Below are 1020 nucleotides of genomic sequence, written 5' to 3'. Positions count from 1 at the left end.
CCGCGGGGCGAATTGACCGGGCGCGCTGATCAAGGCCGAATTACCACTCCCGTGCCGTACAGTTGCACCCCAAGGCGATCGTTCTTCCGCCACCGGACCACCGCCTGATAGGTGGCTCCGTCCTCGGGGATGAACAGCACAAAACGATCCGGGACCAAGGCATCAGCAGCGACCCGCAGTTCGGCGCCTCTCTCATGCTGGTTGCAGACCGAGCAGCTTATGTCCATGTCCCGACGTCCAGTGATGATGGTCGCGTCCTTCAGCACAGGCGTTCTCTGGTGAAGGCGGCGGTCAGGTTTAGGGTCGGTAGGGTCCATAGTGTCCAGTCCTTGTCGTGGCGGATTAGCCATGTGGTTCACCGCCGAAACCTTGCAACGGAGCGCTGCGAATAGATCTGTGCTCGCCGCGGAGGTGCTTGAGGCGCGGCTTGACCTCCTCCGGCTTTACCCATTGCGTCGCCGGTCGCTTCTTGATGCCATGCGGAGGCGGGCCGGCATGGTCCTGCACTCGCTTCCACAGCCGTTCCTTCATGTCGCGACCCAAGCTGATGAAGGCCGAACCGATATACTTCCCGGTGCCTGGCTCCGCCAGCAAGGCGAATGCGGCCTTGCCAGGTTCCCGCTCAACGCCGAGCGGCTCATATTCCTGGACGGTGAAGCTCTTGGTCGTCAACCAGTTCGAAGTCGGGCCGCTTCGATATGAGCTGTCAGCGAGCTTTGAGACGATGCCGTCGAGCCCCGCCTGGTGGGCGAGATAAAAGATCGCCTTTGGATCACCAGGCAGCGATTCGCTGAACTGGATGCGGCTGTTCGGCTTGATGATGCCGAACAGGATCTCACAGCGTGCCTTGCAGCCGATGTCGTGCAGATCGTGGTCGTCCAAATACATGATGTCGAAGGCGCCGAGGATCATGGCGTAGGGGTCGCTGTGGACGGCCTCCTGCAGCGCGTCGAAGTCGGGCAGGCCGGCCGCATTGGTGACCACTGCCTCACCCTCGAAGATCGCGTTCTTGACGTCAAG

2 protein-coding genes are annotated in these 1020 nt (G+C 61.5%); both read right to left on the bottom strand.

What is annotated here, in order from left to right; genetic code table 11:
* Window positions 1-29 precede the first annotated feature (29 nt).
* Window positions 30-266, bottom strand: a complete 237-nt coding sequence (locus AC0L2Y_RS34465) for a PilZ domain-containing protein (RefSeq protein ID WP_473562321.1) — start codon at window positions 264-266, stop codon at window positions 30-32.
* 76 nt (window positions 267-342) lie between these two features.
* A partial coding sequence (locus AC0L2Y_RS34460) for an ATP-dependent DNA ligase (RefSeq protein ID WP_473562320.1) occupies window positions 343-1020 on the bottom strand: 678 nt, incomplete at its 5' end.

This window comes from Mesorhizobium sp. WSM4830 (assembly GCF_055811495.1).
The sequence above is the reverse complement of the archived record's forward strand: the minus strand, read 5'-3'. Positions and strand labels throughout refer to the sequence as shown.